Raw genomic sequence first — 801 nt, forward strand, 5'->3', positions numbered from 1 at the left:
ACGACGAACCCGGCGAAGTTGCCAAGAGCCTGACCTGTGTGAAACGCGTATATGCAAATAGCGAACACAACCCAGTGAATGAGCGTGTTTATGACGCCGATCGATGTGTACTTAGCAAAGAGCTTTAACATTATAAAAATCAGTCAATTCGGAAAGGTCTGAAGTTTAGCATCACTGTGCAACTTGATCGACTCTCATATTTGACGCTACTGTATATAAACACAGTTGTTTTGGGAGGGGCCATGGATGCAAAAGCTCAGCGATACAGGCTTGAACAGTTATGTGGCGTTAATCGCTACTCATGCCTGGTTGAAACGTCAGGTGGCTACGCGCTTTTTCAGACCGATCTTCCGCCATGCAACGGAACGAGCGTGCTGGTGCATGCGTTTGGCCAACTACAATTCGCGGTCGTTATGGGCGGTGCGCTCATCACCGAAGACGGTGAAAGCATAGAGGGAGATGCTTTAGATGAAGTCGAAGTCATGGGAGTTGTAACCTTTTTTATCAATGGCGCTGCGGCGTTCACAGACGACAATCCGGTGATGTGATGTTTGCCCTTGTCGATGTGAACTCATTTTATGCCAGTTGCGAGACGGTATTCAGACCAGACCTGCGCGGGCGGCCTGTTGTCGTTCTGTCGAATAATGACGGCTGCGTAATAGCACGTAGCGCCGAGGCAAAGGCAGCCGGGATAGCGATGGGTGAGCCGTTCTTCAAGCAAAAGGACCTATTCCGGCGCGCTGGTGTTGTTTGCTTCAGCAGCAACTACGAGCTCTATGCAGACATGTCCAGCCGGGTAAT

At 50.2% G+C, this 801-nt stretch carries 1 protein-coding gene and 2 pseudogenes; 2 read left to right on the top strand and 1 reads right to left on the bottom strand.

Annotated elements, in window-relative coordinates; all coding sequences use genetic code 11:
- Positions 1 to 131, bottom strand: a pseudogene (locus IPZ49_RS22920) (GtrA family protein); the annotation flags it as partial.
- Between the two features lie 111 nt (positions 132 to 242).
- On the opposite strand from IPZ49_RS22920, the gene IPZ49_RS22925 reads away from it, so the two are divergent.
- Together IPZ49_RS22925 and IPZ49_RS22930 are read left to right on the top strand one after the other, a co-directional pair.
- Entirely contained in the window at positions 243 to 548 is a 306-nt protein-coding gene (locus IPZ49_RS22925) for a hypothetical protein (RefSeq protein WP_063659637.1), read from the top strand.
- Positions 548 to 801, top strand: a pseudogene (locus IPZ49_RS22930) (DNA polymerase V subunit UmuC); the annotation flags it as partial. The gene IPZ49_RS22925 and the pseudogene IPZ49_RS22930, both read left to right, overlap by 1 nt.

Source organism: Enterobacter cloacae complex sp. S2 (assembly GCF_015159675.1).
In the GTDB taxonomy this organism is placed as follows: domain Bacteria; phylum Pseudomonadota; class Gammaproteobacteria; order Enterobacterales; family Enterobacteriaceae; genus Enterobacter; species Enterobacter intestinihominis.

Coding starts and splice junctions, on each gene's coding strand:
- IPZ49_RS22925 (WP_063659637.1), top strand. CDS start 243: ATGGATGCAAAAGCTCAGCGATACAGGCTTGAACAGTTATGTGGCGTT.